Genomic DNA, 26,020 nt, shown 5'->3' on the forward strand with positions numbered 1-26,020 from the left:
TTTATTCGCGCAAATGCTAAACTACTGACCCAGCGGAAATCAATAAATCTAGGAATAGAGCCACATGGCAGAATTAAAAAATGATCGTTATTTACGCGCCTTACTAAAACAGCCTGTCGACAGAACGCCTGTCTGGATGATGCGTCAAGCTGGTCGTTACCTTCCAGAGTACAAAGCGACACGTGCCGAAGCCGGTGACTTCATGTCGCTGTGTAAGAATAAGGAGCTGGCTTGTGAAGTAACACTACAGCCACTTCGTCGTTATGATCTGGATGCAGCAATCCTGTTTTCCGATATTTTGACTGTACCGGATGCAATGGGTCTGGGTTTGTATTTCGAAACCGGTGAAGGCCCGCGTTTTGAACGTCCAACAGACACGATCGATGCCATTAAGAAGCTATCTATTCCAGATCCTGAAGATGAGCTGGGTTATGTGATGAATGCGGTAAGTACCATTCGTCGCGAATTGAAAGGCGAAGTACCTTTAATCGGTTTCTCCGGTTCTCCATGGACGCTTGCGACCTATATGGTTGAAGGTGGTTCAAGCAAGACATTTGAGAAGATTAAGAAGATGGCATATGAAGAGCCTGCGACTCTTCACATGCTACTCGATAAGCTTGCTGATTCGGTGACACTATACCTGAATGCTCAGGTTGCTAACGGTGCACAGTCTCTGATGATTTTCGACTCATGGGGCGGCGCACTTTCGCATCACGCTTATCGTGAGTTCTCACTGCGCTATATGCAGAAGATTGTCGATGGCTTGACTCGTCATGCCGATGGTCGTCAGGTACCGGTTACCCTGTTCACTAAGGGCGGCGGCTTATGGCTCGAAGCTATGGCTGAAACAGGCTGTGATGCATTAGGCTTGGATTGGACTGTTGATATCGGTGATGCACGTCGTCGTGTCGGCAACAAAGTGGCCCTTCAGGGTAACATGGACCCATCGGTACTCTATGCTTCGCCTGAGCGTATCCATCAGGAAGTGGATCAGATCTTAGCGAGCTACGGTGAAGGTACCGGCCATGTGTTCAACTTAGGTCACGGTATTCACCAGCATGTCAATCCTGAACATGCCGGATCGTTTATTAAGTCTGTACACGAGCTATCGGCTCAATATCACAAGTAAGCCAATAACTTTTGATGCACTTACTGTGTTAATTAAGGCTCGCATATTGCGGGCCTTTTTATTGGGTGTCACTATTTTCAATATACCAATCAAACCCGCTTTCTACTCATAATCCGACTTAGTGTGGACGGCCGCTTGCAGTTAGCTGAGACAAAACGCTCAGTGCCAGAAAGCTCACAGCGGGAGCGTAAGGCCCCTATATCGATTTTTGTTGTGTGACCTCTATCCGTTTTTGGAGTAATACCTGTGCATCAGCAGTATTTTAATGCGCTACATCAAGGCTAATAAAACCAGATAAATGCAGGCTATTGATTACTTTAGCAACGAGTAAAACAAAACGGGTTTTATCCAGCCTTTAAATGCGTTATTTTGCACACCCATGTCGCCATTCCGATAGATAATCGACATATAGATGCTCCTCTCCGGACTTCAGTTGTGTGTTTTTTTGTCGTTGTAATTAGGGGCCGTTTAAAAGTTTACCGATGAATATGTGGCACCGGGAGTGTGCAGGGTTGCAGCATTATCGATTGTGGCGTTCAGGGACTCAACAGACCATCAATCCCCTAAATGAATAGCCTGTCGGCTCTGAGTGATAAAATGTTTACCGAAGATGGAATAAGATGCGTATAGGCAAAAAATTAGTCGTCTTTATTGTGGGCTTCTGCTTACCGGCTGTCATCTCTGTCTCATACTGTTTAAGCATGTGGTTCGATCACAGAGTAGATACGTTCAAAAGCAGTGCAATTAACATCGAGCTCAGCACGATAAAAAATCAGGTAGAAAAAGATATTAACCAACTCAGGTTATTAGCGAATGTCTACGCCCTTCCGCTTTCCAAGCTCTCCATTGAAGATAGACAACTGGTTGATGAGGCCTGGCGTGATAGCCAGATTGCCGAGCATTTAAGTCTGTTTTATCTGAATGATGGTGAACTGCAGCCATTTTCTCCCATTTATGATGACATGATGTCATTTCAATTCGATCCCGTGCCTGTTCAGTTAAAGCATGCGACTCAAGTTCAGTCCGGCATCTATATGCTGCGGGGGAAGAGTTTCATTGTGAGTTTAGTGCCGATCTCTGAGGGGCGTTCGATCATTCTGACCAGAAAGCTTACACCCGAGCACCTCTCAACTTATGGCCTTAAGGGCTTGGTTAGTCAGATCAGAGTGGTACCCGGTGAATCAACTCTGGTTGATAAGGTAAATAGTGATCAACCTATATCGAGTATTAAGGTCCAAAGCTTAGTTTTTGAACAACCGATACACCTTGAGGTTCAGTTTGCTGAAAAGGCGTTTAATCAGGTGAAATTACAATATGACCTGGTAACGTTTTCTATCGTGGGGGTGGGTCTGCTGATCCTCATCATTGGATATATCTGGCTCAAGCTTGGGCTTATTCGTCCCTTTAGAAAGTTGATGACTCAGGTAACCGATATCGATCCTACAGCCAAAACCTACACTCCGCTTGTCGGGAGCGGTTGCTCTGAGCTCGTCGTTATGGCCGACAGGGTCAATACCCTGCTAGCACGAATATTTCAGCAGAAGGAGCGTTTTAAGACGACCTTAGAATCGATAGCTGAGGCCGTTATCTTGACTGATGTGGGGGCGAAGGTCGTCTATCTGAACCCCCAGGCCGAGCGACTACTCGGTGTGAAGAGCGACAGGGCGATAGGTGTTTCGGTAGACGCACTGGTGAAAACCGATAAGAGCATCAAGGATGATCTGTTTGAGTTCATGTTCAGCCAGACTCAGCAACCTGTATTAAGTAAATTAAAGCTGACAACCGATAAGACACGAATATTGGAACGGAGTATCAGTAATTTACTTAACCAGAAGCGAGGAGTGATAGGCAGCGTTATCGTGCTTCGTGATATCACCAGGGAGGAGTTATTTAAACGGCAATTAAAACATAAGGCCAACTTCGACTCCATCACTTCACTGTTAAATCGCCGCGCTTTCGAAGAGAGATTGGATAAATTCAGTCAAGATGCCCAATCGATAGCGATCTGTTATTTCGATCTTGAGCAGTTCAAGCTTATCAATGATTCCTGCGGGCATAGCGCAGGAGACAGCATGTTGGCTATGGTTGCTAAAGCGATGCAATCGTGTTTGAGTAAAGATGAGATGTTAGCCAGGTTAGGTGGAGACGAGTTTGGCTTGGCTATCCGGGATCATAATGCCTTAGAGGTGGCTCAACTTATTAAACGGATCATCTCCAGCGTTTCTCTGCAAGTGCTGCGTGATAATGGTTGCCACTATAAAGTGGGAGTGAGTGCCGGTGTCGCCATTGCCAGGGCTCCTTACATCAGTCCCAAAGAGTTGCTTAAGGATGCCGATGTGGCCTGTATTGCAGCGAAGCGTAAAGGCAGTAATCAGGTACATTTTTATGATGATAATGATAAAGAGTCCATCTATCAGCGTAATGCTCCCATGTGGGCGGTACGAATCGCTCAGGCGATAGAGCACAATGAACTACTGCTTTACTATCAGCCAATTAAAGGGATGGGGCAGGGTGAGCACAAGCAGCGCATGGAGATCTTACTCCGAATTCAGGAGCCTTGCGGGCGTATCCTGCCGCCGGCGCAGTTTATTGAGGCCGCAGAACGTTTTAAGTTGATGAATGATGTGGATAAAGAGGTTATTCGTAAGGCATTTCTCTGGCTTTCGTTGCATGAAGAGATCTGGGATGACCACTGCATCTCGATTAACCTTTCCGGAAATAGTCTCGGTGCCGAAGGCATGGTTGAATACATTGCCGAGCAGTTTAAACGTTTCGAGATCCCGAGCCAGTGTATCTGCTTTGAGATCACTGAGACCAGTGCAATTCAGAATCGAAATCGTGCCATGGATATGCTCAACTACCTACGGAAACTCGGTTTTTTATTTGCATTAGATGACTTCGGAACAGGTTTTGCCTCCTATGGCTATCTGAAAGAGCTTCCTGTCGATTATGTGAAAATTGATGGCTGCTTCGTCAAAAACTTAGCGACCAATGCTAAAGATTTTGCCATCGTTAAATCGATTCATGATGTCTGTGATGTCATGGGGATCGAGACCGTGGCAGAGTTTGTCGAAAATCAGGATATCATCGACAGACTGGAGGGGATTGGCATTAACTATGCCCAAGGCTATGCAATAGGCCGCCCTAAGCCTCTGGATACTTATATAGAGCCTAGACGATCAAAAGGGCAGCCTTTGCAAGCAAAGCCCACACTGGAGCTTATCAGTGCCTGAAGCCTGAAAGAATGGCAAGTCCAATGAGATTCAGACATTCAACAGCTGGCTCAACCTATAAAAAGGCCTGATACTCGACGAGTATCAGGCCTTCAACTTTTATGTTGGCACCGGAGTGATGCGATATAAAACCGTTAGTCTACGGTCAGGTTGACCTTGATAAGCCACCATGCTCTGGCTTGAATATCACCCATTTCGATGACTCCTCCCGAGCGGTAGGGCTTGGCAAAGTGTACTAAGGTGATTGGTTCCTTAGATTGATAGCTGCCGGCAGAGAGGGATGCATTGAAGGCATCATTTTCATCGAAGCTAACCGTCACTTCTGAGCGTGTCGGCTGTTTGAGTCCCGGGCACTGATAAAGGATCTTTGCCCCTACAGGGTAAGCAATTTTACTGCCGTCGGGGCAATGGCTGGTGTTTTGCAGCCTGACAGTGGCTAAGGTGCAACTGTTTAAGTCTGATGGGTTCTCACAAACGGTAACAGTTTGAGTGGCATAGCCACCTGATTGTTGAGTGTCTCCCCCCAGAGCCGTCGCTTCCGAGCGGGTATCGGAGGCCGAGAAGTATGTTACATCTCCAGCGGCCACATCGATGGGAGAGGTGATAGCTAAGTCGCTTCCGTCGAATGTGAGTACGGCCTGCTCGCCGCTCCCCTCTTCGATAGGCCTGACATGAACATCATAATCGACAGAGCTTGGCAGGTAATCATCACCGCCGTCATCTGTGGCAGTTATGCGGACATAAGTGTTAGTACCGGATGAGGGGTATTTGAGTACTCTCAAGGTTCCATTTGGGTTTAACTCATATGTTTCCGGCTTTTCTGTGTGTGTGAACTTATAGCTAAGATCTCCGAATCGGTTGGCCAGTTCAGCAGGTGCCATCTCAAGCCCCGGGTAGTAACTCGCGCCGGGAACCTCTTTCGCAACGCTTAAACCGGGATGCTTAGCCTTAGCTATGTTAACGGTAAAGCTTCGTACCGTATCCTCAAAGTTGCGGCTCTCCTCGGTCACCTGTACCTGGGCCGATCCTGCTCCCTGAACTGTGAGTGCGCCGCTATTTGAGTCGGCAGTGACGACCTGTCTGTCGCCATAGTCGACGTAGTATTTGATCGAACTCTCTGCAGCATTTCCCGATACAGATGGTGAAGTAAGCAGCTTACCCTCCTCAAACACGGTATCGATGAGAGTAGAGTTAAGACTGAAATCAACATTCTCTGCAGCCTTGGCTATCGATACTCTTAACTGCACTCTGCGGGGGGCTATACCGGCATCCCCTGAATCCGTTAGGGTGTAGTGGGTTGTCCCTGCATTCTTGATGGTGACAGTACGGTCAACAATATTGATACTGGCTACGTCGTCCGGCTGGCCGTTCTCCAGCTCATAACTCAGCTCTCCAACGACTCCGGCCACCGGAATCGTGACGACCTTACCGGGAGCATAGCCAGTCGAAACGGCAGAAACCGTAAACGAACCATCGGCGAAACCGACATCGACAATGAAGTCAGTCGTTTGACTGTGGTAGTACTCGTTGCCATGATCGGTGGCGGTTAACCAGCCACGGCCGGCACCGGTCAGTGTGATGACTTTGGTCGTGGGATCCTGTGTTAATACGCCTGGTGTCGATTTAGGAGAGATCGCGTAGGTTACGACGCCCTGAGCTTCTTTGGCTGTGGGTGTATAAACCGTATTTGCCACATTACCGTGCAGATCGTCATCGACAGTAAATTTATCGTTAGTGAGCTTGTTGATCGTCACCAGGAAGTTTGTGGTTTGTGCCGTGTAGTACTGGCCACCATCATCGGTGACAATGATCTCAGCTGTACCTGGTTTGAGGACTGTCATCTGACCCGTTTGTGCATCCAGGCTTACCACATCGGTGGCGCTGCCTTTGGCGAGAGCGAAACTTAGCTTTCCTTGTCTGCTTGCGATCTGCGCCGATATCACCTTGTTTTGCTGATATGAACTTTCAAGATCTACCGAGGAGAGCGGCACCGATTGAACACGTTCGACATTTACCGTAGTAATGATCGTCTTACTCAGGTAGTTGCTGTTTCCCGAGTCTGTGATCATCACCTTAGTCTTTCCGATACCGCTGAAGCGGTATTGTCCGGTTTCATTGTTGATAAAGTTGATCACATCGGTGGACTCGCCATCGACAATCTCAAAGGTGAGTGCTCCCTGTGCCCCGCTTGTTTGTAGTCTTGGCTCATCATCGAACCCGTATGGGATCGTTATATCAGGCGCTTTAAACCTGGTGTTAGCGGCTTTATTTATGCTGACCTTGAAGGTCTGTGTGGCGATATCCTGATGATTATCTTCGGCCGTTTGGGTGACGACGATTTCTGTTTCGCCGGCTCCCTTAATGTTCATTACACCTGTGGCTGGGTGTATCTGTACCACATCCTGATTGGCATTTTCGGCGATAGCGAAGCTTATCTCGCTGCTCGGTGAGCCTGAATATTCCGGAAGCAAGGTGCCACCAATAACCAGTGGTTTATTGGTAATGTCCTGATAAGTGGCAAACTGAGAGTTTGCGGCTTCGACCGTGATTGAAAATTGGCTCTCACTGGCTTGATAGTTACGTCCGCCATCGTCTTTGACAGTGACTTGAGTTTGTCCCTCTCCCCATACAATCAAGGAGCCTGCTATGTCGATTTTGACAACATCAGCGGGATAACCCGGCGTGAGCTCATAAAGCAATTGACCTTTGACGCCGCCGACGCTGACTTTGTGAGTCGCACCAGAGACATAAGGGTAGGAGTAGTTGTTAGTCAGCAGAGGATCACGGCTGGCTCTGTCGACGGTCACATCAAATGAACTGCTCGTTGATTTATACTGCTTGTTACCACTATCGGTAACGATTAGCTTGGTTTTACCGGCATTTAATATGGTCAGGCTGTTTTGATTGATTTGCACAACGTCATTAGCCGCGCCATCGGCTAAGCTGAAACTGATACTTCCAATAGCGTCATTGATTGATGGGGTCAGGCTGCCACCGGGTGAGTATTCAATTCGGATATCAGATAAAGAGAGCCCCGGGTGCGTCATTTTCTCTTGTGGTGTTGTGCTTGCTTCATCACCTCCACCGCCGCACGCGGTAATAAACAAGGTGATTATTAATAACAGGTATCTCATCAGGCCCCCCAGCCAAATTTTTAAAGAGCTGGAGTGTACACAGATGAAAACACTGCAACAATGATGTTTTACAGTGTTTATAGTTTGTTGTATTGGAGAATATTTAATTTTTGCGATGATTATTCATTTTGAAGAGGTATTTGTTCTGCTGCTTTTCTTGAGCCCTTAAAAAATAAAGCACCTGATAAGAGTAAGGTTATCAGGTGCTTTTTTATGCACTAAGTGTGCATGAGAGAATGAGTGTGATCTCAGTCTTATTTTTTATCGGTTATCACTTTATAGGTATCAGCTCTCTCGTGAAATAGCCCGGTAAGCGATATCGGTACGGAAGTAGATATCATCCCAGTGGAGTTTATCGACGAGCCCGTATGCGATCCTTTGTGCCTCGGTGACATTACAGCCCAGAGCGGTAGCGCACAGAACACGACCACCGTTGGTAACCACATGGCCGTCTTTCATGCATGTGCCCGCATGGAAGACCTTTGCATCACTGTTACCCAGATCTAAACCTTCAATCACATCGTGCTTGCGGTATGATTCAGGGTATCCACCGGCTGCGAGCACAACACCTACCGCCGCGCGTCCATCGAACTCTGCTGTGACCTTATCTAATTCGCCACGGGTGGCGGCCAGACAAAGCTCAACTAAGTCAGATTTCAGGCGCATCATTATAGGTTGAGTCTCAGGGTCGCCGAAACGGCAGTTATACTCTAAAACCTTAGCGCTACCATCGGCGGCGATCATGAGACCGGCATAGAGAAAGCCAGTATATACATTGCCCTCTGCCGCCATACCGTCGACCGTCGGGCGGATAACGTTATCGATAGTCCAATCATGGACAGCCTGAGTAACTACCGGTGCCGGTGAATAGGCACCCATTCCGCCGGTGTTAGGGCCATTATCGCCGTTATCGCGTGCCTTATGATCTTGGCTGGTGGCCATAGCGAGAATATTCTTACCGTCGACCATGACGATAAAGCTGGCTTCTTCCCCCTTGAGGAACTCCTCGATTACGACACGAGAGCCCGCTTCGCCAAACTTGTTGCCGGCAAGCATATCTTCAATTGCGGCATCGGCCTGAGCCTGATCTTCCGCGATGATAACGCCCTTGCCCGCCGCTAAACCATCGGCTTTAATCACAATCGGAAAACCGGTGGTTGCTGTGACTTTGGCGACATAGGCCTTAGCCGGTTCAATCTCGACGAAGTTTGAGTAAGCCGCCGTCGGGATATCATGACGGGCCAGGAAATCTTTGGTGAAGGCCTTTGAAGACTCCAGCTGTGCAGCTCCCTGGGTAGGGCCAAAGATAGGTAGACCCGCTTCATTGAAGGCATCGACAACACCGAGGGCCAATGGTACTTCAGGGCCAACAATAGTTAGTTCGATATCTTGCTCTTTGGCGAAGGAGACCAACGCCGAGATCTCTTCGACGTTAATGGCTACGTTTTCCAGTTTAGGCTCTAACGATGTGCCGGCATTACCGGGGGCTACAAAGACTTTTTCGACCTGTGCAGACTGCGCCGCCTTCCAGGCCAAAGCATGTTCACGACCGCCGCCACCTATGACTAATACATTCATTTTTTTTAATCCTTTATAGCTTCTCCATAACCCTTGTACTGCGTCAAACATACTCATTTACTAGCGTACTTACTTGCCAAAAAAAGCGTGTGTTTTCCTTGTTCAAGGGCTGATGGCTTTGCTCTAAGTGTCAAAAACTTTATTCTGATCGAGGTTCGAACCCCGAACCTCGAACTAATTAATGGCGGAAGTGACGCATTCCGGTAAATACCATCGCCATGCCGTGCTCATCTGCCGCGGCAATGATCTCCTCATCGCGAATCGAACCACCAGGCTGGATGATACAGCTGATGCCGGCAGCTGCCGCAGCATCGATACCATCACGGAACGGGAAGAAGGCATCGGATGCCATGACAGAGTCCTGCACCTCTAATCCTTCGTCGGCAGCCTTAATGCCTGCAACCTTAGCACTGTATACCCGGCTCATCTGGCCAGCGCCCACACCGATAGTCATGCTGTTTTTAGCGTAAACGATGGCGTTAGACTTAACGAACTTGGCCACTTTCCAGCAGAACATCAGATCTTTCATTTCGGCTTCGGTTGGTTGACGCTTAGAGACGACTTTTACCTCATCCGGACCTACCATCCCCTGATCTCTGTCTTGCAACAGAAGTCCACCGTTAACGCGCTTGTAGTCCATGCTGGTGGTCTTAGCGCCCCACTCGCCGCACTCGAGCAGACGCACGTTTGCTTTAGCCGCGACAACTTCGCGTGCTTCCTGACTCACCTTAGGGGCGATAATCACTTCGACAAATTGACGCTCAACAATCGCCGTAGCGGTTGCCGCATCAAGTTCTGCGTTGAAGGCGATGATGCCACCGAAGGCCGATGTGGGGTCGGTTTGGAACGCGCGGTTATAGGCTTCCAGCAAGTTCTCACCAATCGCCACACCGCAAGGGTTGGCATGTTTAACGATGACACATGCAGGCTCACTGAACTCTTTCACACACTCGAGTGCAGAGTCAGTATCGGCGATATTGTTATAAGAGAGCGCCTTGCCCTGCAGTTGAGTCGCTGTAGCAACAGAAGCCTCATCGATATTGGTATCAACATAGAAAGCCGCACTCTGGTGGCTGTTCTCGCCATAGCGAAGATCTTGCTTCTTAACCAGTTGAGTATTGTAGGTGCGCGGAAACTTAGAGCCTTCAGCGCATAAAGCGTTCTCATGACACTCATCTTTACTGTGGGCAGGAACCTTAGTGCCGAAGTAGTTGGCGATCATGCCATCGTATGCCGCGGTGTGCTCGAAGGCTGCGATAGCGAGATCGAAACGAGTCTCCAGTGTCGTGCTGCCTTCGTTGGCATTCATCTCGGCAATGACGCGCCCGTAATCGCTAGCGTTAACTATGATGGTGGTGTCTTTATGGTTTTTCGCAGTAGAACGAACCATAGTCGGACCGCCGATATCAATATTCTCGACGGCATCGGCCAAGGTACAACCCTCTTTAGCTACCGTTTCAGCAAATGGGTACAGATTGACGGCAACCAGATCGATAGGTTTGATGTTGTTTTGTTCCATGACGAGTTCGTCGATACCGCGGCGCGCTAAGATACCGCCATGCACTTTAGGGTGCAGGGTCTTAACTCGACCATCCATAATTTCAGGATGTCCGGTATGATCCGATACTTCAATGACAGGCACACCGTTATCAGCCAAAAGGCGGGCGGTGCCACCAGTAGATAGCAGTTCAACACCTTGGGCATGTAGTGATTTTGCAAACTCAAGGATTCCGGTTTTATCTGAAACGCTTAACAGCGCGCGACGAATGGGTCTGGCATTATTCATTTGGGTACAGGGTCCAGTAGTTATTTTTAAGGATCTTTCGGAAAACAGAACAGCACCATAGATTTTTAACGCTTAACCGCTTTCCAAAAGCCCCTCAATTCTAGCTTTTTCAGTAGCTCCCGTTTCGTAGCGCGCGTATTTTACCGTAAAAAGTATCTTCAGGCTGTTTTTTTCTGCGCGATTTCACAATACGCGTAGGAGAACAAGCATAGATGCATAAAGTGACGCACAATAACCCTTGACCTTAGATTTAACTCCAAGGTTTATACTCTTAAGTATTCAGTACTCGTTATGATCATAGGTAAGGGCGATATATGTATCGAATCGGTGAGCTGTCTAAGTTGTGTGAAGTCAAAGCCGACACATTGAGGTTTTATGAGAAGCATGGGCTGTTATCGCCTTCGTCGCGCAGCGACTCAGGCTATCGCTTGTACAATGAGAATGATGCCGACAGGCTGCGATTCATTTTAAGGGCTAAAGCCGTCGGTTTTACCCTGGCCGAGATCACAGAGCTTCTCTCCATCGAGTTAGATAAGTCTAACTGGGCGTGTGCAGATGTTAAGGGCTTAGTGGATAGCAAGCTGACTCAGGTGAATGAAAAAATTTCTGAGTTAAACCATTTTCAGGTCTCACTCCAGCGCCTGTCTGATGCCTGCTGCGGGGGCCCGGAGAGTGCAGAACATTGCTCTATCTTAGAAGCATTAGAGTCGAATACCGATAATATCAAGTGTGAAAATCACGCTCATCATCATGATAAATCACAGTATACAAAAAATTGTCAAAGTAAGGGTTAGGTATGTTGTTAGCAAATTTTATTGACCTGTTTTTAGATTCGGCCCCTTGGTTATTATTGGGCCTGCTATTGGCAGGCATGCTGAAGATGTTTGTTCCTATGGTATGGATGCAGAAACAGCTGGGTGGCCACGGCGTTAAGACTACGGTAAAAGCGGCAGTACTCGGTGCTCCTTTGCCTCTGTGTTCCTGTGGTGTGATCCCCGCGGCGGTAGGCCTGAGACGCTCCGGTGCATCTAAAGCGGCTACGACCTCTTTCCTGGTATCGACACCCGAGACAGGTGTCGATTCGGTGACCGTATCTTATGTGTTGCTAGGTCCATTCATGGCGGTAGTCAGGCCTATTGCGGCGGTCACCAGCGCCATAGTTGCAGGCCTGCTGGTTGGAAGAGATGATGATATTCCTGCAGAAACGCAGCCCAAAGTAAAACAGAGCGATGAAGGTATCCCCTCCTGCTGTAGCAGCAAGAGTGAATCGAGCAGGAAAGCAGTGAGCATGACACCCATGGCTGCAACTGAGCCATTACTAACTAGCGCAAAGCCTGTGTCTACATCTTGCTGTAGCGGGGAGAAAGCTGAGGAGCCAGAAGTTTCATCTTGTTGTAGTAGCAAGGCAAAAGCTGCGGAGCCAGAAGTTTCATCTTGCTGTAGCAGCAAGGCAAAAGTTGAAGCACGCAAATCTTCATGCTGTAGTACGCAAGAGAGTGAAGCTGGTGATAAGAGTGAAAGCTGCTGCGAATCGACCAAAGATGTGGCTACAGAGCTGAAGGGCACTTCGGTTGTCGGCCGTATCGGTAAGGGGTTACATTTTGCTGCAACGGATCTGGTACGTGACACTACGGTTTGGTTATTGATCGGACTCTTCTTCGCTGCTTTGGTACAAACTTATGTGCCGGGGGATTTCATGGCTAAATGGGGAGATGGCATTTTAGCCATGCTGGTGATGGTACTCATCTCTATCCCTATGTATATCTGTGCCACTGCGTCGACCCCTATAGCGGCTGGGTTACTCCTGGCTGGCGTTTCCCCGGGGGCTGTGCTGGTATTTATGCTCGCTGGACCTGCAACGAATATTGCAACATTAGGTGTCGTCACCAAGGAGCTGGGAAAGCGTGCTCTGTTCGGTTATCTCGGTGGGGTGTTAGGTGTTGCTCTGTTATCAGGTGTTCTGGTGAACTATCTGGTAGAAACATATGGTTTCGTGGTGATGCCTCAGATAGGTGAACAGCATAATCTGTTGCCATCTGCCGTGGTGTATACATCTGGTGTTGTGCTGGCGATACTCATGCTTAAGGTACTGCTTGAGAAGTTACCTAAGAACTGGTGGAGAAGGGATTGCTGCTCTTAGGCTTACCCCCAACCTTTTATATTGATTTAGTTTAAACAGGGCCTTCGAAAGGTCCTTTTTTTTTGCCTGATAATCATTATCGGAACGCTTTAAAGGGTGTGGCTTGATACTTGTTAAAAGGCGGCTTGCCAAATGATTTGAACTGGTGAACTTCAACTTATCGTGTTTGATTGTTGCAATTTCCGTTTGTGTGTAACGCAGAGCCTGATGATGTGATGCTAATGCCGGATGATGACTAAGGCACTATTATTCAATCTGTTACCGTTTTTTGTTTGGCCAAATTAATCCTGTTTTCAGTGTACATTAACTGAAACATCTGTGTTTAATGTTGCTCAGCCTTCTCCTTATTGTTTGCTTGTTTTATCGACACTGTTTATGTTCTTGGCGCTGCTCTTTACTGTTTAGTTATCACTCTGATTTTTTCTCTCTACTCCTTTGACTCGGCTCAATAATTCGCCCTCTTTTGGAAAAAATTATCCCTGCAAACGTTAATGTATTTACCGGGGGCGAGAGGATTGCAATCAAAAAATAGTAAAAATCGGGAGTGGCGATGAAAGTATTGAATAAACGTTATCTGGCTTTGGTAGTGGCTGGAGCAGTGGGCGTAACTGCCTGTGGAAGTGATGGCAAAGACGGCGAAGACGGCACGACTCCGCCTCCTCCAACGGTAGGGGGCTCCTTGGTTACCAATGTTGAGGTGCTGTCTCACAGCCTTGAAGAGGGGTTGGTTCGATTCGAATTTGAGATCACCAATGAAGAGGGGGTTTTGATCACCGGACTCGAGCAGGCGAGTGCGGAGGTAGCAGAGTTGACCGAGAAGGGGATTCAGCGTAGCCGTGACGGCTCTGTCGGTGGTAGTGCCAATGTTTCTACCGAAGGTGCCAGCCTTACTATGACTCAAGACGGCCGCTATGAGTTTATCGCTCCCATGGCCGCGGTAAACGCGGGCACCGAAGGCCTTATTCGTCTGGTTGTTGGTGGTGGCGACAATATTGCTAAGTCACGTTATATTGTGGTCGATAAAACCGAGAATATTCATACAACATCTACGGCGACATGCCAGAGCTGCCACGTGGATTTCCTGGCTTCCTCCATCAAGCACTCGAGTTACACGGCGATTAATGCCGAAGGTGAAACCGATCTGGTGGCTGGATGTCTGACCTGTCATAACCATGTCCCGCGCGATGTTGATGATAGCGGCAGCTCATTGAATACCGGTGGCTATGCCAAGAATAGCCTGCAGAAGATTGGTCACATCAATCATCAGAAGTTTGAAAAAGATTTCGCTCCCTCTAACTGTTATACCTGTCACGCAGAACCGATTGAGACGGTTTATTCACAGCAGACATGTATCGATTGTCATGATACTGCAAGTGTTGAAACTTCAAATTTAGCGGCCACCTTCAATGCCTTTAATGAAGGAAGCGATATGCGGTTGTTCCATAAAAAGGTAGGAGAGAAGAAAGCGGTTCATGAACAGCATAGTCTGGCCACCTCTCAGGTTTACAACAATGAGTCTGGTGAGTTCTGTACCGATATCTCTCTGTTCAAGGGGGAGCAGCAGTTAGATCTGCAGAGCTTAACATCGGATGGAACCATCTCTTATATCGGTGCTTATCTGCACGGTTACGAGAATGCGTCAATTGTGGGTCGTGCGGCCCGCTCATATAGCACTACCTTCGATGCTTCCGGCTCAGCAACATTATGTTTTTCATCGCTCGATGAGGTATTCCTGGAGATCATCGCCAGCTCACGTGTGACCTTCAACTTCGGGGAGGATGCGGGATACGATGGCGTAACGCTTCACGGATACTCCGATGCTCTATCCGGTACAGAGTATGCGCGTCGACACTCTGTCACGGCGGACAGTTGTACAACATGTCACACCAATGGTAGCAACTATCACAAAAACGGTAGCTATAACGATGGTGGCTTAGGTTGTATCGCTTGCCATAACAATGGCCAGGACCGCAACGCTAAGGGCTCTGCACCAGGCTTCGGTCCAATGGTTCACAGCATGCACTGGGGAGTCGGTAACACGGCGACAGATCCCGATGGTGAAGCAAATTCTGCTGCTAAGTTAAATGCAGAAAACTGTGTTGCCTGTCATGCCGAAGGTATCGATATCAATTCTATTCCTAATCAATATATCCTGTCGAAAGCCTATAACGGTGGGGAATCGGGTGTGATGACCAGTCCGGTAACCGCTAACTGCTTTGCTTGTCATAATGATGAATCGGCTAAGAATCACATGTTGCAGCAAGGTGGTGAAATCAATGTTGAAAAGCTTGAAGACTGGTATACATTGCCAACTTCGGAGTCGTGTGCAACTTGCCACGCCGAAGGTAAGTCATATGGTATTGAGAAGTTCCACGTGTTTAAACGTTAAGTTAAATGGACTTTCATCTGAGTATGATCTTCGTGAACCAGTGAATTGCTACCCGGTTCCCTGCAGACCGTCGTTTTAAGAGACTGTATAGCGATGTGACAGACCAGATGGAGCTTCAGTTAGCCAAGGGCCCTGAGGGGCCCTTTTTGTTGCCTGACGTTTACACTTGCGGGTGGAAAGGGCGCTACATTGAGCCGACAATTCGCCTTTGTGTTCATTTTCCTCTAGGTTATACCCATCTTAATAAACCTTGGTTGAGAACTGTCAGGGTTAATTATGGTGTGAAGTTTATGGATTTTTGACTAACCAAATATTTGGGATAATTAAAGAGGGAAATATGAAAACGTCTCTTCACCTTAGTGCGATAGCGCTCGCCGTAACCTTAGGTTTAGGTCTTACCGGGTGTTCAAACTCAGCTAAAAACTCTAATGAGCACGCGGTTAGTGACCCGACTGCCGTGCAGGCAAGTGTGCAGAAATATGATGCCAAGACCTTCTTCGAAACTACGACCTATTTTGGTTCCTCCTTTTCGGCGGATGGTCGCTCCATCCTGATGGGATCCGACGAGAGCGGGATCTTTAATCTTTATAAGATGGATGTTGCTTCCGGCAATAAGGTGGCTCTGACCAACTTTAAAGATACCACCTACCCGGTATCCTGGTTTCCTAACGATGATCGTGTACTGCTGACTCAGGATGAGGGGGGCAATGAACTCTATCATCTGTTTGTACGTGAGGTCGACGGGACTATCAAAGATCTGACAAACAGTGAAAATACCCGTGCTAATTTTGTGAATTTTACCAATGACGGCGAGTTCTTCTATGCCACCACTAACGAGCGAGATCCTAAGTTTATGGATCTTTATCGTTACGATGCAAAAACCTATAAGCGTACCTTAGTCTTTAAAAATGAACAGGGTTTTGATATTTCGGAAGTGTCGCCGGATGGGCACCTCCTCTCATTGGCTAAAACACATACCAACAGGGATAGTGACACATATCTGCTGGATCTCAGAACCCGGACTCTTAAGCCAACATTGATCAGCGAGCACAAGGAGCCTGCTAATTACAGCCCGATGACCTTCTCATCCGACAGTAAATCCCTCTATTACAGCACCGATGCCAAGGGAGAGTTTTCACAGGTTTGGCAATACGAGATTGCTACTGGCGAGCATGCTTTAGCGGTGAAAGATGAGTGGAATGTTAGCTTTGTCTACTTCTCTGAGTCGGGCAGATATCGTGTCAGTGGTGTCAATGCCGATGCCAGCACCCGGATCACCATTTTAGATACCGAGTCGGGAGGGGAGGTGAGCCTGCCTCAGCTACCCGCCGGCGATCTGCGAAGTGTGAACTTCTCTAAAGATGAGAGCACCTTATCATTTTATATCAACTCAGATACCTCACCTTCTAACCTCTTTGTCTGGAAGATGGATAGCGGCGCGGCAAGACAGCTAACTCAGGCACTGAATCCTAAGATTAACCCCAGTGACCTGGTGGCGAGTGAAGTGGTGCGCTTCAAGAGTTTCGATGGGTTAGAGGTGCCGGGCTTACTGTTTAAGCCTAAGGGGGCGAGTGCTGAAAATAAGCGCCCTGCGGTGGTGTTTGTTCATGGCGGACCGGGTGGCCAAAGCCGCACCGGATACAGTGCGATGCGTCAGCATCTGATCAATCATGGCTATGCCGTATTTGCGGTCAATAACCGTGGCAGCTCTGGTTATGGTAAGACCTTCTTCCATCTCGATGATAAGAATCATGGTGAAAACGATCTGCAGGATATTGTCTATGGAAAGAGATACCTTCAAGGCCTGAATTGGGTCGATGCCGATAAGATTGGGATCATGGGGGGGAGCTATGGCGGATACATGACAGCCGCCGCGTTAGCCTTCCAGCCGGAGGAGTTTAAGGTGGGCATCGATATCTTTGGTGTCACCAACTGGGTACGAACCTTAGAGTCGATTCCACCCTGGTGGGAGTCGTTTAAGAAAGCGCTCTACGACGAGATGGGCGATCCGGCTACAGATGCAGAGCGTCACAGAGCCATTTCGCCTCTGTTCCATGCTCAAAATATCACTAAACCTCTGATGGTCATACAGGGAGCGAACGATCCCCGGGTGCTTAAGATCGAGAGTGATGAGTTGGTGGAAAAGGTGAAGCAAAACGGCGTACCGGTGGAGTATGTGGTGTTTGATGATGAGGGGCATGGTTTTAGCAAGAAAAACAACCGTATTACAGCATCGGAAGCCTACGTAAAGTTTCTGGATACCTATCTTAAAGGCGATGGGCTGAAAAATCCGGGGGAACGGGTCGCAACCAAGTAGGGTAGATACGCTCTTATAAATAGCATAAGGCACTCAATCGAGTGCCTTATTTATTATTTAATTCAGCGCTGGCTTATAGCTGTTATTAAGCTTCCGGCACAAACGCCTCAGGGAAGTGACGTTCTGTCGTTTCACCAAGTGTAACCTCGACGGTTTGCTCGTCGATATGGATGAAGAAGGCTGGTGTGCTCTCCAGGTTATCGGCATTATCGGGGTCATCATTTTGGGAGACGCAGGTATAGCCAAGGCTGTAGGTGCCCGCATCGAGGAAACCAAACTCATACCCATGACCTATCTCGACCTCCTCCTCATTCAGGATTGGGTTCACTCTTGTTGAAGCCATTGGCGCGACCTCGGTCAGCAGGTAAGGCTCATTTTCTGCCCTGAAGTCGGCCATGTCTGTGAGCAAGGTGTCGATAGGATAGAGGTAAACGGCGGGACTATATTCATCGGCTAACCCCAGATCGACAGCCGCAGTTTCACAGCTAGCCATGGTTTCGGGGCTGATCTGACCCGAAATTGCACCTATCTCGGCGGCATTGACCAGCTGAACCGATGTAGGTTTCAATGTCCAGTAATCTTTATTGCCATGGGGCGACTGTAGGCCCTTGGCCAGATTGAACTCGGCAACGAAGGTATTGCTTCCCTCTTCGATGGTGAAGGTTTTATTCAAGAACAGACGCCCGGTATCTTCATCTTCGGCGCCAATGCCTCCGCAGGAGCCGTTACTGTTGGTGGTTAGCCCGGCGATACCATCGGCAGTCTGAACATAGGAGCTGTTTTCATCTGCCGTTTCGCTCTTTTGCATGTAGATACACATCTGATATTCGCCAACAGGGACCGTCTCACCGCTGACGAGCGTCGCGACCTCGGCTCCCTGTACGGTTAGCAGATCGATATGTTTAAGTTCGCCATCTTCGGAGACGTCGAAAGAGATAGAGCCTTCATCGTTCTTAAGTACGACCTGCTTAAATGCGATGTTAACGATCTCGGCATCGGCAGGGTTATCCGAAACTCCCAGGCTGAATGTTCCTGACTCCGGCAGAGGTGGGGTCGAGTCATCATCGCTGCCACCACAAGCTGTAAGCAAACTCGTCAGGGTGATAGCGAGTATTGTCTTAGTGTATTTCATAAGTTACCTATTGGGTTTTAGAGCATTAAAAGTTGCAGAGCGGTTGCTGTTATTATTGATGTCTGCAAATCGATAGTCTCATCCATGAGCATGATAAATTCCACTCATCTAATGATAGGAATACTGAGTGAAAAGTCCATCGAATGCCTGTCTTTTAGCCCCGATGTTAGTGATGACATGAGGTGGAGTGCCGGGCGATAAAAACTATTTAACCTGATTAAAGATTATTTTCACAATGTATCCAGCCGTCAGGGCTGAATTTTGTGGTGTTATCTCGTGTTGGTTGAAGCATTAAGGGCAGATAAAACGCAATAAAAAGGCTCAGCATCTTAATGATTACTGAGCCTTAAAAAAAGCTGATTTAGTTATTAATCTTCGGGAAGCTCTGCATTGTGGTAGACGTTCTGCACATCATCACAGTTCTCGAGGGCCGCCAGGAACTTCTCTAACTGTTCGATCACTTCTGGATCGTCAATTTCAGTCATGGTCTGAGGCACGAAGGTGATCTCTTCTACAACGAAGTTCACCTCTGGCATAGCATCGGTCAATGCCGTCTTAGTCTTGTAAAACTCGGTATTAGGGGCATAGACACTGATCATGCCATCTTCGACTTCGACATCGGTAACGTCTACATCTGCCATCATCAGGATCTCAAGGATCTCCTCCTCATCTTCGCCGGCAAAGACGAAAACGGCTTGATGGTCGAACATGTGACCAACTGTGCCCGGGCCACCCAGCTTAGCATCATTTTTTACGAATGCCTGACGTACTTCGGTGAAGGTACGCTTCCCGTTGTCGGTTAAGCAGTCGACGATGACCATGCACCCACCTGGGCCAAACCCTTCGTAACGTGCAGTTTCATAGTCTTCACCACCGCCACCCTTAGCTTTTTCGATGGCACGCTCGATAACATGAGCCGGTACCTGATCTTTCTTAGCCTTGGCGATCATCTGACGGAGTGGAAGGTTGCCTTCAGGATCGAAACCACCATTTTTTGCGCAAACGTATATCTCTTTACCGTATCTGGAGTAAAGTCTGGTTTTCTGGCCAGCAGTTTTAGCCATGGACTCTTTGCGGTTTTGGTATGCTCTTCCCATCTTGCCTTATCTCATTAAGCTTAAAAAATTGCCTGCAATGTTAGCAGCTTTATCCCTCTTTTTGCAGGGATGCGCTTTTTAATTTAAGAATCTTTGATTTTAAGCCAGGAAAATCTCACTTTAACGAGACGAAGTCGGGGATCTCCAGCAGATGGTTATCGGGGTTTTCGCTCATCGTCCTGTAGATAAACTCAATAAAGGCACGATACTTTCCGGGCAGGTAGGCACGCTGTGGCAGGCTCATGGTTATTTTTGTCTGTGCCATAGGGAAGTCTTCCAGCAGTGGAATCAGCTGGTGTTCATCTATGGCTTGCCGGGCTATCAGGGTGGGCACCGAGGTGATCCCCAGCCCCTCTATCGCCGCCTCTCTGGCCAGAGTGACATTATTCACGACCAGCTGAGCCTCGGGCTCTACTGTGATCCACTCTTTTCCGTCGAACAGTGTCCAGCTGCCATCGATATGAGCCGACTCTAACTTGACCGCCCTATGCTTATTGAGTGCTTGCGGGGTAAGTGGTGTGCCGTATTGTGCAAGATACTCAGGGCTGGCCATTAGGGTCTTAGTGGTATTGAGCAGTGAATAGGTTTGCAAGCGGCTATCGGAGCTGCTGGTTATCTGAAACAGAACATCTACTCCCTCCTCTATCACATCTACCTTACGGTTACTCAACTCCGCTTCGATGGATATGTCAGGGTATGCCTTTAAAAATCTGGCAAAGATCTTGCCGAAAAAAAGCTGTCCCATCTCGATGGGGCAGACTATTTTAAGCTTTCCCTTGATCTGTTGTTGGCTGGCGCTGAGCTGATCTTCGGCATTTTTCAGATCGATAAGAATATGTTGAACCCGATTGTAATAGGCTGAACCTGCTTCGGTGAGTTTTAGCGACCTGGTGGTACGAAAAAGGAGTTGTACACCGGCGTCGGCTTCCAGCTCGGCAATTTTTCGGCTGACAGTGGCCTTAGTTAATCCTAAGGCTTTTGCTGCCCCGGTAAAACTGCCCTGTTCGACGACCTGAGCAAACATCTGCACGCGATTAAGATCCATGATTGTTACACCTGTGAAACAGTCGGTTGATTTTTAACTATCTAATAAACTAATAAAGACAGTAGTAGACTATAGGGCACTAATCAAGGAGTCATATATGTCCAAGAGTAAATTATTCATTGCAGTGCCACTGATATTTGCAGCCTTTGCTGGTGGTGCTTATTACTGGTGGACGCAAGTTCGATTTATCGAGTCGACCAATAATGCCTATGTGGAAGCGGATATCTCGCATATCAGCGTCAAGGTTCCCGGTTATGTAGTGATGACAGAGATTACCGATAACCAGCATGTTAAAGCCGGTCAGTTGTTGGCTCAACTGGAAGATAACCAGTATGAAGCTAAGCTAGCCCAGAGTCAGGCTGAGCTGGATAGTTCGCAGGCCGAGTTGCAAACCCTCTCGGCACAAGTCGAGCTGCAACATGCATTGATTTCTCAGGCACAGGCTGGAGTCGCTGCGGCAGAGTCGGACAGGTTAAGGGCGGAGCAACAGCTGAACCGTTCTAAGAAGTTAAAGGTGAAGAATTATAGTTCCCAGGATGATGTAGATCAGATGCAGGCGAGTTTCGAGTCTTCAGTAGCGCATCTTGACGAAGCAAATGCGGCTTTGGTTGCTAAGCAAAGGGAGCTTGCCGTATTTAATGCGCAACTGTTACAGGCCGATGCGAATGTCGTAAAGGCGAGGGCAGGGTTAGAACTGGCCAAAATCCAGTTAGCAGATACACAAGTGAGGGCGCCGTTTTCAGGCGTGATAGGCAAGCGTGGCGCCATGAAGGGGCAATACGTTCAGCCAGGACAAGCACTTTACAGTTTGGTACCGGATGGGGCTGTTTGGATCACGGCTAATTTCAAAGAGACCCAGATCCAACATATGCAGCCCGGCCAGTCGGTTCAGGTCAATCTCGATGCGTTTCCCGACAAAACCTTTACAGGTATCATCGATAGTCTATCGCCGGCGTCCGGTGCCAAATTTAGTCTGCTACCCGCCGAGAATGCGACGGGGAACTTTACCAAGATCGTTCAGCGCATTCCGGTTAGGATCCGATTGGATCTCGGTGATGAGCGGGAGAGAGTCGTACCTGGTCTGAGTGCCATCGTTAAGGTCGATACAAGTGCGTTACCGCTCGATAGTGCAATTGCCGCCAACCGTGGTCACTAACAGATGAGTACCATTGTTACTCATGAGGTTGGCTACGGCTCTCAAAGCATGATTGAGCCTAAGGTTCTGCCACAGGGTTATGAGCGCGGTAGTCGCAGATCCTGGATCGCGGTATTTGGCGGGCTGATCGGTGCATTTATGGCGATCCTGGATATTCAGATCACCAATGCATCGATGAAAGAGATCCAGGGGAGTTTAGGCGCTACCCTGGAGGAGGGCTCATGGATAGCGACCGCTTACCTGGTTGCCGAGATGATAGCGATTCCACTGTCCGGTTGGTTGAGTCAGGGCTTGTCGGTGCGCCGTTACCTGCTATGGACCACATCGGCCTTTATCTTAGCTTCATTGTTATGTTCGATCTCATGGAACTTAGAGTCGATGATCGCGTTTCGGGCGATGCAGGGTTTCTTCGGGGGCGCACTTATCCCCCTGGCATTTCGCTTGATACTCGAGTTTCTTCCCGACGATAAACGCGGCGTGGGCATGGCCCTTTTTGGGGTCACGGCCACTTTCGCTCCCTCTATCGGTCCCACGTTAGGAGGTTGGTTAACCGAGCAGTTTAGTTGGCATTATCTGTTTTATATCAATGTGCCTCCGGGGCTTATCGTGATGGCGATGCTCGCCTATGGCCTGGAGAGCAAGGGGATCATCTGGGACAAGTTAAAGAGTGTGGATCTCTCCGGTATCATCACCATGGCCATCGGAATGGGCTGCTTAGAGGTGGTGTTGGAGGAGGGCAACCGCAAAGATTGGTTCGGGTCCGAGCTCATTCAGTATCTCTCGGTTATTGCCGTGATCAACATAGCCCTGTTTATCTATATTCAGCTTAAGAAGAGTGCTCCCCTTGTTAACCTGAGGCTGCTGGGACAGAGAGATTTCGCTATCTCGACGGTGGCATATTTTCTGTTAGGGATGGCGCTTTTTGGTGCTATCTATTTGATCCCTCTCTATCTGTCGCAGATCCATGACTATAGTCCGCTGGAGATTGGTGAGGTGATCATGTGGATGGGGTTTCCGCAGTTACTGGTGTTGCCCCTTGTGCCGAAACTGGTTGAGCGTTTCGATGGGCGTTATCTGGCGGCATTTGGTTTTCTGATGTTCTCTTTGAGTTACTATATGAACAGCCATATGACCATAGATTATGCCGGCGATCAGATGATCGCTTCGCAGATAGTGCGTGCCTTGGGTCAGCCCTTTATCCTGGTGCCTATCGGTATCATTGCGACCATGCATATCAAGCCCCATGAAAACGCTTCAGCCTCGACTGTGCTCAATGTGATGCGTAATTTAGGCGGGGCATTTGGTATTGCCTTAGTGTCTACGCTGACCGATAACCTCTCCAGAGAGCACCTGGCACATATTAAAGAGACCTTGCCCGCCGTGAGTCCTATGGCTAATGGTTATCTGATGCAGACGGCAGATGCATTGACTCTGGCGGGATCAGATCCGGTTACCGCTTCGGCGCAGGCCAATGCGATGCTGGGGCAATTGATGACGCAACAGGCTTATATCAGTGCCTATAATGATGTCTTTCTTATCATCTCGGCCCTGTTACTTATCGCCGTTGTGGCTGTGCTCTCGATAAGGAGGGGCAGCGATTAACAGACTGGTTATTCCCAGTGACATCGCGGGTTATTTTATTTGAAATAACCCGCGATGCCTCTTTGACCTTAGTGATGTTACACTGATTTTTTAATTTCTGTCATCGTTCAAAAAGAGGAGATGATATGCAGTGGAGCGTTCTGACATTTAATGAGCTTTCGGTAGACGAGCTGTATGAGTTACTGAAACTTAGGGTAGATATTTTTGTGGTTGAGCAAAACTGCCCCTACCCAGAATTAGATGAGAAGGATCGCCATATTGAAACCCGTCATCTGCTGGGACGAAATGATGCCGGAGAGATTGTGGCTTATGCACGATTACTCGCGCCCGGAGTCAGTTATACAGACGCCAGTATCGGGCGGGTTGTCGTTGCCGAGCAGGCAAGAGGGGGCGGTGTGGCGTATGCATTGATGACAGAAGCCATCAGGTTGACAGAGAGTTATTGGGCCGGGAAAAATATCCAGCTTGGTGGCCAGGAGTATCTCAAGGATTTCTATCAAAAGCTTGGTTTTGAGCCGGTCTCTGAAGTCTATCTTGAAGATGGGATCCCACATCTTGATATGCTATTCCGAACGGTATAAAAGTGCTCTCGCTCGGCGAGAGTAGAGCACCTTCTTAATACGCCATTTCGTCACACTCTGAACATCATAATAAAAAAAGGAGCACCCTTGGGTGCTCCTTTTTGAGAAATTCCCCGACAAATTGTTGAGGTTTAGTCTCGTAGTTGGATATCTGTTCTGTAATCCACTTCACCATGGGCACTTATCGTTGCCAGATGATTTTGTTGAGAGATCACAGCCAGAGGTCCGGAGTGCAGATGGCGGACAAACAACAGCCGATAACCAAATCGGTGCAGGTTATATAGGGCTATTTTTTGTTCTGCGGTCATAGCGTCCCAATGAACGTCATGATGCAGTTCTGCCCCTCTTCTGTCTTGCAATTGTTGTGCTATTTGCATATTTCTTATCTTCACGCATGCAGGCCCGATGCGCCTGTCTTTTCATGATTTTCCCAAATGAGAAATGGTGAGTTTGCAAAAAAAGTCATGCAAACTGAAAACTCATGCATGTTAACAAAAAGTTTCAGGGCAAAAATTGAACTAGGTCAATAGATACCTATTTTTAAGTAGCTAATGCTTAAACATGGGACTTCGCTCACACTTCATCGTATTTTTCTATATTAGTGGGTGGTAATATTCAATGCTTCAGAGGCGGCAAAAAAAACATCTGCAATGTTGTAAGTATTTGATGTGGAGTTTGTTTGTTGCTCTTTTCGCGTGTGAGCAGCTTTGACTCGAGTCCCTAGCCAGCTGTTTGTGGAAATCGGGTATGGATTGTGGATCTAAGGATAGCTATTCATTTATGATTTATTGATTATTCCTGTCATCGGAGAGCTCCTCTTGAACTATATCGAGCCTTTGTTTCGTCCGCCATCGGAGTGGAAGTCACTCATTTTGCAGGTGACTAACGGTTGTAGCTGGAATCGTTGCAGCTTTTGCGACATGTATACCGCTCCTCAGAAGCGATTCAGGGCGCAGAAGCTGGATAAGATTGAAGCCGATATTATGAGTGTTGCCAACAGTGGCCGCTCGGTTCATCGGATGTTTCTTGCCGATGGTGATGCGATGAGCCTCCCCTTCGACAGGCTCGAGGCTATCTGCTTGCTTATCCGTGAGCACCTGCCAGAAGTTACCCGCATCAGTAGTTATTGTCTGCCGAGAAATCTTAGAAATAAGAGTGCTGAGCAGTTGTCAAGGCTCAGAGAACTCGGATTATCCCTGCTCTACATCGGTTGCGAAAGTGGTGATGATGAGGTGCTGAAACGGATAGAAAAGGGTGAAACCTTCGAGTCGTCGCTCGCCGCGTTGAAAAAGATAAAAAGGGCAGGAATTAAATCTTCGGTGATGATCTTAAATGGGCTCGGTGGCACCGAACTGTCACAACAGCATGCCATCAACTCGGCTAAGTTAATGAATGCCGCTCAGCCCGAGTACCTCTCTACTCTGGTGGTCACACTGCCATTAGGGAGTGAGCGTATGGATGCCAGCTTCGACGGCCGGTTTCAGCTACCGGACCAACATGGCTTATTCGTCGAAATGCATACTCTCTTGACGCATCTGAAACTGAATAAAACGGTTTTTCGTTCGGATCATGCTTCAAACTATCTGGTTCTCAAAGGGAACTTAGGAAAAGACAAGCAGCGCCTGCTAGCCGAAGTGGAGCAGGCCATGACTCAGCCGCATTCAAGCGGCTTAAGGCTGGAGTGGCAGCGCGGGCTTTAAT

17 protein-coding genes are annotated in these 26,020 nt (G+C 48.2%); 10 read left to right on the top strand and 7 right to left on the bottom strand.

The window, feature by feature from the left end:
• Nucleotides 1-64: 64 nt before the first annotated feature.
• The gene (gene hemE / locus Q1B47_RS05685) at nucleotides 65-1,129 is read left to right on the top strand and encodes a uroporphyrinogen decarboxylase (RefSeq protein ID WP_299789979.1); all 1,065 of its coding nucleotides are present in this window, start codon (nucleotides 65-67) and stop codon (nucleotides 1,127-1,129) included.
• Nucleotides 1,130-1,749: 620 nt separating this feature from the next.
• Nucleotides 1,750-4,362 (top strand): EAL domain-containing protein, encoded by a 2,613-nt coding sequence (locus Q1B47_RS05690; RefSeq protein ID WP_299789982.1) that lies wholly within the window; start codon nucleotides 1,750-1,752, stop codon nucleotides 4,360-4,362.
• 134 nt (nucleotides 4,363-4,496) lie between these two features.
• Here the strand turns inward: Q1B47_RS05690 and Q1B47_RS05695 are convergent, their stop codons facing one another.
• The 3 genes from Q1B47_RS05695 to purH all read right to left on the bottom strand — a co-directional run bounded on the left by Q1B47_RS05695 (nucleotide 4,497) and on the right by purH (nucleotide 10,860).
• Entirely contained in the window at nucleotides 4,497-7,496 is a 3,000-nt protein-coding gene (locus tag Q1B47_RS05695; RefSeq protein WP_299789985.1) for a hypothetical protein, read from the bottom strand.
• A 285-nt stretch (nucleotides 7,497-7,781) separates the two neighbouring features.
• On the bottom strand, nucleotides 7,782-9,074 hold the full coding sequence (gene purD / locus Q1B47_RS05700; protein ID WP_299789988.1) for a phosphoribosylamine--glycine ligase: 1,293 nt from the start codon (nucleotides 9,072-9,074) through the stop codon (nucleotides 7,782-7,784).
• A 178-nt stretch (nucleotides 9,075-9,252) separates the two neighbouring features.
• Entirely contained in the window at nucleotides 9,253-10,860 is a 1,608-nt protein-coding gene (purH, locus tag Q1B47_RS05705) for a bifunctional phosphoribosylaminoimidazolecarboxamide formyltransferase/IMP cyclohydrolase (RefSeq protein WP_299789991.1), read from the bottom strand.
• Between the two features lie 314 nt (nucleotides 10,861-11,174).
• Here purH and zntR point away from each other — a divergent pair, with 314 nt between their 5' ends.
• The 4 genes from zntR (at nucleotide 11,175) to Q1B47_RS05725 (ending at nucleotide 17,706) form a co-directional block, all read left to right on the top strand.
• Nucleotides 11,175-11,654 (top strand): Zn(2+)-responsive transcriptional regulator, encoded by a 480-nt coding sequence (gene zntR / locus Q1B47_RS05710; protein WP_299789994.1) that lies wholly within the window; start codon nucleotides 11,175-11,177, stop codon nucleotides 11,652-11,654.
• A gap of 2 nt (nucleotides 11,655-11,656) precedes the next feature.
• Entirely contained in the window at nucleotides 11,657-13,000 is a 1,344-nt protein-coding gene (locus Q1B47_RS05715; RefSeq protein ID WP_299789997.1) for an SO_0444 family Cu/Zn efflux transporter, read from the top strand.
• 550 nt (nucleotides 13,001-13,550) lie between these two features.
• Entirely contained in the window at nucleotides 13,551-15,389 is a 1,839-nt protein-coding gene (locus tag Q1B47_RS05720) for a cytochrome c3 family protein (protein WP_299790000.1), read from the top strand.
• A gap of 337 nt (nucleotides 15,390-15,726) precedes the next feature.
• Nucleotides 15,727-17,706 (top strand): S9 family peptidase, encoded by a 1,980-nt coding sequence (locus tag Q1B47_RS05725; RefSeq protein WP_299790003.1) that lies wholly within the window; start codon nucleotides 15,727-15,729, stop codon nucleotides 17,704-17,706.
• Nucleotides 17,707-17,791: 85 nt separating this feature from the next.
• On the opposite strand, the gene Q1B47_RS05730 is transcribed toward Q1B47_RS05725, so the two are convergent.
• The 3 genes from Q1B47_RS05730 to Q1B47_RS05740 all read right to left on the bottom strand — a co-directional run bounded on the left by Q1B47_RS05730 (nucleotide 17,792) and on the right by Q1B47_RS05740 (nucleotide 20,980).
• On the bottom strand, nucleotides 17,792-18,838 hold the full coding sequence (locus Q1B47_RS05730) for a DUF4382 domain-containing protein (protein WP_299790006.1): 1,047 nt from the start codon (nucleotides 18,836-18,838) through the stop codon (nucleotides 17,792-17,794).
• A 368-nt stretch (nucleotides 18,839-19,206) separates the two neighbouring features.
• Nucleotides 19,207-19,935, bottom strand: a complete 729-nt coding sequence (locus Q1B47_RS05735; protein ID WP_299790009.1) for a YebC/PmpR family DNA-binding transcriptional regulator — start codon at nucleotides 19,933-19,935, stop codon at nucleotides 19,207-19,209.
• Nucleotides 19,936-20,050: 115 nt separating this feature from the next.
• Complete coding sequence (locus Q1B47_RS05740) at nucleotides 20,051-20,980, bottom strand: LysR family transcriptional regulator (protein ID WP_299790012.1); 930 nt, start codon at nucleotides 20,978-20,980, stop codon at nucleotides 20,051-20,053.
• Between the two features lie 97 nt (nucleotides 20,981-21,077).
• Here Q1B47_RS05740 and Q1B47_RS05745 point away from each other — a divergent pair, with 97 nt between their 5' ends.
• The 3 genes from Q1B47_RS05745 to Q1B47_RS05755 all read left to right on the top strand — a co-directional run bounded on the left by Q1B47_RS05745 (nucleotide 21,078) and on the right by Q1B47_RS05755 (nucleotide 24,319).
• Complete coding sequence (locus Q1B47_RS05745) at nucleotides 21,078-22,136, top strand: HlyD family secretion protein (RefSeq protein WP_299790014.1); 1,059 nt, start codon at nucleotides 21,078-21,080, stop codon at nucleotides 22,134-22,136.
• A gap of 48 nt (nucleotides 22,137-22,184) precedes the next feature.
• Nucleotides 22,185-23,738: a DHA2 family efflux MFS transporter permease subunit gene (locus tag Q1B47_RS05750; protein ID WP_299790969.1), complete on the top strand. Its 1,554-nt coding sequence runs from the start codon at nucleotides 22,185-22,187 to the stop codon at nucleotides 23,736-23,738.
• 125 nt (nucleotides 23,739-23,863) lie between these two features.
• Nucleotides 23,864-24,319 (top strand): GNAT family N-acetyltransferase, encoded by a 456-nt coding sequence (locus tag Q1B47_RS05755; RefSeq protein WP_299790017.1) that lies wholly within the window; start codon nucleotides 23,864-23,866, stop codon nucleotides 24,317-24,319.
• Between the two features lie 131 nt (nucleotides 24,320-24,450).
• On the opposite strand, the gene Q1B47_RS05760 is transcribed toward Q1B47_RS05755, so the two are convergent.
• On the bottom strand, nucleotides 24,451-24,696 hold the full coding sequence (locus tag Q1B47_RS05760) for a hypothetical protein (protein WP_299790020.1): 246 nt from the start codon (nucleotides 24,694-24,696) through the stop codon (nucleotides 24,451-24,453).
• 441 nt (nucleotides 24,697-25,137) lie between these two features.
• On the opposite strand from Q1B47_RS05760, the gene Q1B47_RS05765 reads away from it, so the two are divergent.
• Nucleotides 25,138-26,019 (top strand): radical SAM protein, encoded by an 882-nt coding sequence (locus Q1B47_RS05765; RefSeq protein WP_299790023.1) that lies wholly within the window; start codon nucleotides 25,138-25,140, stop codon nucleotides 26,017-26,019.
• Nucleotide 26,020 lies beyond the last annotated feature (1 nt).

It is taken from the genome of uncultured Shewanella sp. (assembly GCF_947501225.1).
GTDB lineage: Bacteria > Pseudomonadota > Gammaproteobacteria > Enterobacterales > Shewanellaceae > Shewanella.

What these genes read in the sequence shown, in the direction of transcription:
- hemE (WP_299789979.1), top strand. Translation starts at nt 65, where the DNA reads ATGGCAGAATTAAAAAATGATCGTTATTTACGCGCCTTACTAAAACAG.
- Q1B47_RS05690 (WP_299789982.1), top strand. Translation starts at nt 1,750, where the DNA reads ATGCGTATAGGCAAAAAATTAGTCGTCTTTATTGTGGGCTTCTGCTTA.
- Q1B47_RS05695 (WP_299789985.1), bottom strand. Translation starts at nt 7,496, where the DNA reads ATGAGATACCTGTTATTAATAATCACCTTGTTTATTACCGCGTGCGGC.
- purD (WP_299789988.1), bottom strand. Translation starts at nt 9,074, where the DNA reads ATGAATGTATTAGTCATAGGTGGCGGCGGTCGTGAACATGCTTTGGCC.
- purH (WP_299789991.1), bottom strand. Translation starts at nt 10,860, where the DNA reads ATGAATAATGCCAGACCCATTCGTCGCGCGCTGTTAAGCGTTTCAGAT.
- zntR (WP_299789994.1), top strand. Translation starts at nt 11,175, where the DNA reads ATGTATCGAATCGGTGAGCTGTCTAAGTTGTGTGAAGTCAAAGCCGAC.
- Q1B47_RS05715 (WP_299789997.1), top strand. Translation starts at nt 11,657, where the DNA reads ATGTTGTTAGCAAATTTTATTGACCTGTTTTTAGATTCGGCCCCTTGG.
- Q1B47_RS05720 (WP_299790000.1), top strand. Translation starts at nt 13,551, where the DNA reads ATGAAAGTATTGAATAAACGTTATCTGGCTTTGGTAGTGGCTGGAGCA.
- Q1B47_RS05725 (WP_299790003.1), top strand. Translation starts at nt 15,727, where the DNA reads ATGAAAACGTCTCTTCACCTTAGTGCGATAGCGCTCGCCGTAACCTTA.
- Q1B47_RS05730 (WP_299790006.1), bottom strand. Translation starts at nt 18,838, where the DNA reads ATGAAATACACTAAGACAATACTCGCTATCACCCTGACGAGTTTGCTT.
- Q1B47_RS05735 (WP_299790009.1), bottom strand. Translation starts at nt 19,935, where the DNA reads ATGGGAAGAGCATACCAAAACCGCAAAGAGTCCATGGCTAAAACTGCT.
- Q1B47_RS05740 (WP_299790012.1), bottom strand. Translation starts at nt 20,980, where the DNA reads ATGGATCTTAATCGCGTGCAGATGTTTGCTCAGGTCGTCGAACAGGGC.
- Q1B47_RS05745 (WP_299790014.1), top strand. Translation starts at nt 21,078, where the DNA reads ATGTCCAAGAGTAAATTATTCATTGCAGTGCCACTGATATTTGCAGCC.
- Q1B47_RS05750 (WP_299790969.1), top strand. Translation starts at nt 22,185, where the DNA reads ATGATTGAGCCTAAGGTTCTGCCACAGGGTTATGAGCGCGGTAGTCGC.
- Q1B47_RS05755 (WP_299790017.1), top strand. Translation starts at nt 23,864, where the DNA reads ATGCAGTGGAGCGTTCTGACATTTAATGAGCTTTCGGTAGACGAGCTG.
- Q1B47_RS05760 (WP_299790020.1), bottom strand. Translation starts at nt 24,696, where the DNA reads ATGCAAATAGCACAACAATTGCAAGACAGAAGAGGGGCAGAACTGCAT.